We start from the raw sequence: 6,188 nt of genomic DNA, 5'->3' as shown, positions 1-6,188 counted from the left end.
GCCACGGCCATCGCCCAGGAAGCCCTCGCCACCGGCAAGGGCGTCGCGGAACTAGTGCTCGAACACGGCCTGCTCACCGACGAGCAGCTCACCGAGCTCCTCAGCCCGCACCGCCTGGCCAACCTCACCAAATAATCCCCAACCGCTCCCTGACCTCGCAAGCTCGGTTAGGGAACCCTGCGGTAGTGGGCCCACCCGCAGACCGACGACCCCGCCCGACCAGGGAGCAAGGGGCACGCCGTCGTGCCCAAAAACCCGATCGACTACAGAGAAAACGGAACTCGATGACGAGGACCGTTCCAGCACCGGGCCACCAACCCGGCCTCTACCCAAGGACTGACTATGAAAAACAAATCAACGATGTGGATCCTGGCAGCGCTCCTGTTCGGAATCCTCAGCGGTCTGCTCTTCCACTGGCTGCTGCCGGTAGACACACGCGAATCCGTCGTGGCGGTCCTCGACACCGTGACGCACATGTTCCTGAACCTCATCAAAATGATCATTGCCCCGCTGATCTTCGCCACCCTCGTCTCCGGCATCGCAGGAGCGGCCAAATCCGCCGGCGTGGGCAAGCTCTTTGGCCGCTCAATGATCTGGTTCCTGTCCGCCTCCGTCCTGGTGGGCGCATTTGGCTTCATCACGGCCCATGTACTCAACGTCGGTAACGGGCTCCACCTAATGCCGGGAGGCGACGCGGGGATGGAAACGAAGCCCCTCGATTACCAGGCGTTCATCACCCACATCATTCCCACGAGCGTCTTCGCCGCACTGACCGAAAACAACCCCCTTCAGATCCTCGTATTCGGCGCCCTCTTCGGCATCGCCCTGCTGAACCTTCTGAAGAAGGGCCGCTCCTCCATCGCCGATGCCATCGACGAACTGATGGGCGTCATGCTGAAGGTCACCGGGTATGTGATGCTGGCGGCGCCCGTCGGCGTTTTCGCCGGCATCGCAGCGGCCTTCACCTCCCAAGGTCTCGATGCGTTTGCCACCTACGCGTCGTTCATCGGCGGGTTCTATGTGTCTCTCTCGGCCCTGTGGGTCATCATGGTCGGCGTCGCCGTCGCCTTCCTCGGACGGGCGGCCTTCCGACTGGTCCGGATAGTGCGCGAACCCATGGTCATCGCGTTCGCCACCTCCAGCAGTGAAGCCGCCCTGCCCAAGCTCATTGAAGGCCTGACCAAGTTCGGCATCGAAAAGCGCACCACCGGTTTCGTGCTGCCCCTGGGTTACTCGTTCAACGTGGACGGTTCCATGATGTACATGACCTTCGCGTCGGTCTTCCTGATCAACGCCTACGGCATCGACATGGACCTTGGCCAGCAGATCGCGATGACCGCAATGCTCCTGCTCAGCAGTAAGGGCATGGCCGGCGTGCCACGCGGGTCACTCGTCGTCGTAGCCGCCGTGGTCCCAGCCTTCGGCATCCCCGCCGCCGGAATTGGTGTCCTGCTGGTGATCGACCAGCTCCTGGACATGGGGCGCACCGCCACCAACATCCTGGGAAATGCCATCGCCACGGCGGTGATCGGCCGGAACCACGACAAGTCCACGTCCCTCCTCGAAGCGTCACGCGCGGAAGCCTCCCAAGACGCGGAAGTCACTGAAGACAGCAGGGAGCCTGAGCTCGTTTCGAGGCACTGACCGGATCCCGCTCGGCTAACCAATTTTCAACCAGCGAACCTACCCTCACACCGGATGAAAGGCCATCGCCAATGACAGCCGACTTTGAAGTCCAGAGCCCGATGGACGTGCACCGCATTGAGCGGACGAAAAGAGCGAGAAACGCACCGATCAAATCACAAATCATCGACTACCTGGCAAACCATGGGGCAAGCAAAGTAGCTGACATCAGCGACGGCATCGCGTCCTCGCGAGGCGCAGTCAGATACCATTTGGCAGCGCTGGAGAGCGCTTCGATCGTCCGTTCCAACATTTCCCCCGGAGCCAGGGGTCGTTTCMCGCCGTCGTCCGCCGTGTCTTTACGGCCGSAATCTCATGTCCTCTCCCCTAACCAACCTCGCAGTTTCAGGACCGAAAGATCGTGCAGCATGCCGGGCTTAGATCACGGTGCCGCAATCGCGGCGCCAGGCAGGTGCCGGGAGATCCGACGGCACCGGAGGGTTAGGACTCATGGCGCAGACTAACGGAGAAGCACGTCCCAGCCGCCAGGTCTGGTTAGGGTGGAGGATGACCGGAGAACCGAACACCTGGCACGACAAGCACAAGGCTTCCCTCACCCGCGGGCAGCAGGCCGCGGACCTCATGCGAAACGGGATGGGGAGCTGGCCTTTCGTGGGAGGTTTCATCGCCTTCATGCTGGTCTGGGCCGCCATAAACACCTGGGCGCTGGCGACCCATGCCTGGGATCCGTACCCCTACATACTTCTTAACCTCTTTCTGTCCATGCTGGCCGGTCTGCAAGGAGCAATTCTGCTCATCGCCGCCAAACGCCAGGATGCCATCGCCGGGGCCATGGCCCAGCATGACTACACTACGAACCTGAAGTCCAAGGAGGAGATCGATCTCCTGATGGACATTAACTGCCAGCAGTTGGAGATTCTCCGCGAACTTCAGCAACTCAGAACCTTGCCCGCGTCCGTTGCCGGGACGCACCGGTAGAGGGTAGGTACAGAGACGCCGAGGTTTTTGGCGACTTCCCACGGCAGTGTGCCGGCGGCGGTGGTTGTCGGAATCGAGCCGGACGGGGGCGATTGGCTGCTGTGGTTCTGGTGGTTTGCTTGCTACTGATGGGCCGCTCACAGAGTGAGCCAAGGCAGGGCGCGTGTGGGAAATTTCGTTGTTCGACAACGCCGGTTGGCGAGCGGATACTGAAGAACCATGAAGCCTACCCAAAGCGGGTTGCGCATCCAGCTTCTCGGCTCGTTCATCGTGTACGTCGACGGGAACGCCGTCGAGAACAACCACTGGCGGCTGCAGAAGGCAAAGGCCGTGGTGGCAATGCTGGCGCTGGCGCGTGGTCAGCGTGGCCGTCGCGAGCAGGTACTGGACCGTCTGTGGCCTGACATGGAGCCGGTGGCCGCCGCACGGAATCTGCATCAGACCCTATACGTCGCCCGCCGTGCGCTCGCTAGCGCTGGAGCCGGCAGCGACGGGCTCCTCGTCATCCGCGGTGAAGTGGTCGTGCTGGATGACACTGGCCCGGTCGATGTCGATGTCCTGCAGTTCAAGCGTTCGGCCGTGGCAGCGTTGGCTGCAGGCGTCGAGGCAAGCCTGCGCGATGCGGCCGACTTGTACAGTGGTGATCTTCTGCCGGAGCTGCCGGATGCGGATTGGCTGACGACACGCCGCGATGAGCTCCGGGAAATCCATCTCGAGGTACTGGTGAAACTGGCGTCCACGGTAGCGCAACGCGCACCGGAGGAAGCGTTGGTCATCCTCACCCGTGCGCTCGAATCCGATCCCATCCACGAGGGGGCCGTGCGCGCGCAGATGGTGGTGCTGGCTGGGATGGGCCGGCGGTCGGAAGCATTGGCACGATATGAGCGGCTGGTCGACGAACTCCTCGACGCGTTCGGGACCGACCCGGACACCCGGACGACGGGACTGTTTCGCGAGCTGTTGACCGGCTCGCCGCCCGAAGAGCGCCTCCACCGGGCCGCCGGCGTGACCGGCAAAGACGATGCCATCGGTTATCTGCCATCCCCGTTGACAAGCTTCATCGGGCGCGAGCGTGAACTCGTTGACGTCGAGCGGCTGATGGGCCATGCTCGCCTGCTCACCCTTACCGGGGCTGGCGGCAGCGGCAAAACCAGACTGGCATTGGAGGCCGCGAAGAGAGTTCGTCCTGAGTACGTGGACGGAGTCTGGTTCGTCGACCTCGCGGCCGTTGGGGAGTCGCTGCTGGTGGCCGATGCCGTAGCCGAGGTCCTCGGGTTGGATTCCGGCGCGGCACCAAGCCGCGTCCAAGCGCTGGTCGACCAACTGCGGCGACGCTCGCTGCTCCTCGTGCTGGACAACTGCGAACACCTGCTCGCGGCATGTGCGCATCTCGTCGTCGCGCTACTGGACGGATCCCCTGGGGTTAGAGTGCTCGCCACCAGCCGGGAGCCACTCCATGCCGACGGGGAGTACACCTACCGGGTGCCGTCATTGCCCCTGCCCTCGCCCCTGCGGACCGAAGCTCCCGACCTGGCCGTGCTGGGCCGTCTGCCCTCTGTCCGGCTTTTCGTTGAGCGGGCAGCGCAGGTCCGGCCGGGTTTCGCGCTCGACGCCGACAACGCGCAGGGGGTGACAGAGTTGTGCCGACGGCTCGACGGGATGCCGCTGGCCCTGGAATTGGCCGCGGCCAGAACCGCCGTACTCGAACCCGCCGAGATCGTCCAGGGATTGGGCGATGCTTTGTCCATGCTCGGCGGGGGAACCAGCGGCGTCACGCGGCACCAGACGCTGCGTGGCACCTTGGAATGGAGCCACGAACTGCTCACCAAACCGGAGCAGGTTCTGCTGCGCCGGCTGTCTGTGTTCGCGGGTGGTTTCACCCTCGACGCTGTGGCAGCAGTCTGCGCTGACGCGCCCCTCCAGCAGATCGAACTGCTCGACCTGTTGGCCAAGCTGGTGGACAAGTCTTTGGTGGTCACCGAAAGGAGGGGCGCCGGGACCCGATACCGGCAATTGGAGACGGTCCGCCAGTTTGGCCAAGAGAATCTCGATCATGCAGGTGAGGCGGCTCAACTGGCGGCTGCGCATTGCGCCTACTTCCTTGCCGTCGCCGAATCCCACAATCCCGAACGGGCCACCGGGGTGGTCATCGAACAGCCGAAGTTGCTCGACCGTGAGCACGACAACCTGCGCGCTGCGTTGCGCTGGTCGTGCGCCCGCGAGCCCGAGACCGCGCTCCGGCTCGCGGCCAGCCTGTGGCGGTTCTGGTTCCTCCGCGGTCACGCGGTCGAGGGAGCACGTTGGGTGGAGCGTGCCTTGGCGGTGGCTCCCGACTCGACCCGGCCTCGCGCGGCTGCTCTGATCGGCCTGACCGGGCTGGACAGCCGGCAGGGCCGCGGCGACCGGCATCGGGCGCTCGGCGCGGAGGCCCTGGCAATCATGCGGGAGATCGGCAACCCCGACGAGGTGGCGATGGCCCGGCTCATTCAGACCTCGCTCGCCTGGAGCACTTTCGACTTGGACGAGGCCGAACAGCTGGCAGCCGACGTGCACACCGAGGCATTCGAGGGTGGCAGACCCGAACATTGCGCTGCCAGCAGTTGGCTGCTCGGCCAGTGCGCGTTGTCCCGGGAGGACGGACCACTCGCCGCCCGTCACCTAAACACCTGCCTGAGCGAACTCGCACAGTCTGAGACCAGCACCCCACCCTTCCTGCCTGTGATCACTCCCAGCCTGCAACTGGTCCCGATCGCCGGTCGGTTGGTCCCCTGCGTCGAGGAGACCCTGCTGCTGGGCCGGCGGGTTGGCGTTATCCAAGCCAAAGGCTACGTGCTGTCCGCGATCGGCTACGCGACCAGGCTTTCGCGAGACACGCCGTCTGCGATATCCGTCATCACGGATGCAGCCGAACATTTCGCCGAGTTAGGTGATGACCTGGCGAGGGCGCAGACACTTCACCAACTTGGCTGCATTCTGCGCGACTGTGGCGACCACAGCGCGGCCGATGAGGCTCTTTCCTTGGCGCGGGAGCTTCGGCTCGGCTTGGGCGACCGACGCGGCGAGCTGCTGACCGAGATTAATATCGCCCTGCTCCGCGCCATGGGTGGTGATTTCGACCGCGGCCTGACGGACGCTCGGCGTTGCCTTTCAGGGTTCGAGTCCGCGGGAGATCAGGTGGGGATGGGCGCCACGCTGACCATTCTCGGTGCCGCCGAACTGATCTCCGGGGAGGTCCGGGCAGCGCGGGAAATGTACAGGCAGGCAGCGGAAAAGGTCGCCCCCTGGCGGCGACACACTGGCTGGCAACGGTTGATGGTGGCAGAGCTTTCCAACGAGCTCGGCGACCCGCATCGGGCGGCCCGCGAAATTGACAGGGCTGGGGCGATTTTCGACCGAACGAGATGCCTCATCGCCGGTCAGCGGCTGGCCGCACTGCGTAGGCGGGACTCGGATGATGATGTTGAGACGGCGTTGAGTGCTCGTTGAGTACGGTTCACTAGCGTGATTCCTGGATCTGACAAATGGATCTGACAAATGGATCTGACAAACCAACAGCAATCAGGAGG

At 64.0% G+C, this 6,188-nt stretch carries 5 protein-coding genes; all 5 read left to right on the top strand.

The genetic code is table 11. From position 1 onward, the window contains the following. On the top strand, positions 1-135 hold a 135-nt coding region (locus AC1DZV_RS16465), incomplete at its 5' end, for a hypothetical protein (RefSeq protein ID WP_476954136.1). Between the two features lie 207 nt (positions 136-342). After that, positions 343-1,644 (top strand): dicarboxylate/amino acid:cation symporter, encoded by a 1,302-nt coding sequence (locus tag AC1DZV_RS16460; protein ID WP_476954134.1) that lies wholly within the window; start codon positions 343-345, stop codon positions 1,642-1,644. 71 nt (positions 1,645-1,715) lie between these two features. After that, positions 1,716-2,147 (top strand): winged helix-turn-helix domain-containing protein, encoded by a 432-nt coding sequence (locus tag AC1DZV_RS16455; RefSeq protein WP_476954133.1) that lies wholly within the window; start codon positions 1,716-1,718, stop codon positions 2,145-2,147. Between the two features lie 43 nt (positions 2,148-2,190). Beyond that, positions 2,191-2,622, top strand: coding sequence for a DUF1003 domain-containing protein (locus tag AC1DZV_RS16450; RefSeq protein WP_028277982.1), 432 nt, complete (start codon positions 2,191-2,193; stop codon positions 2,620-2,622). A 219-nt stretch (positions 2,623-2,841) separates the two neighbouring features. Then, complete coding sequence (locus tag AC1DZV_RS16445) at positions 2,842-6,108, top strand: BTAD domain-containing putative transcriptional regulator (RefSeq protein WP_476954132.1); 3,267 nt, start codon at positions 2,842-2,844, stop codon at positions 6,106-6,108. Positions 6,109-6,188 lie beyond the last annotated feature (80 nt).

The organism is Arthrobacter sp. P1_D12 (assembly GCF_056406175.1).
Note: the sequence above shows the minus strand (reverse complement) of the source record. Positions and strands in the feature narration are given on the sequence as shown.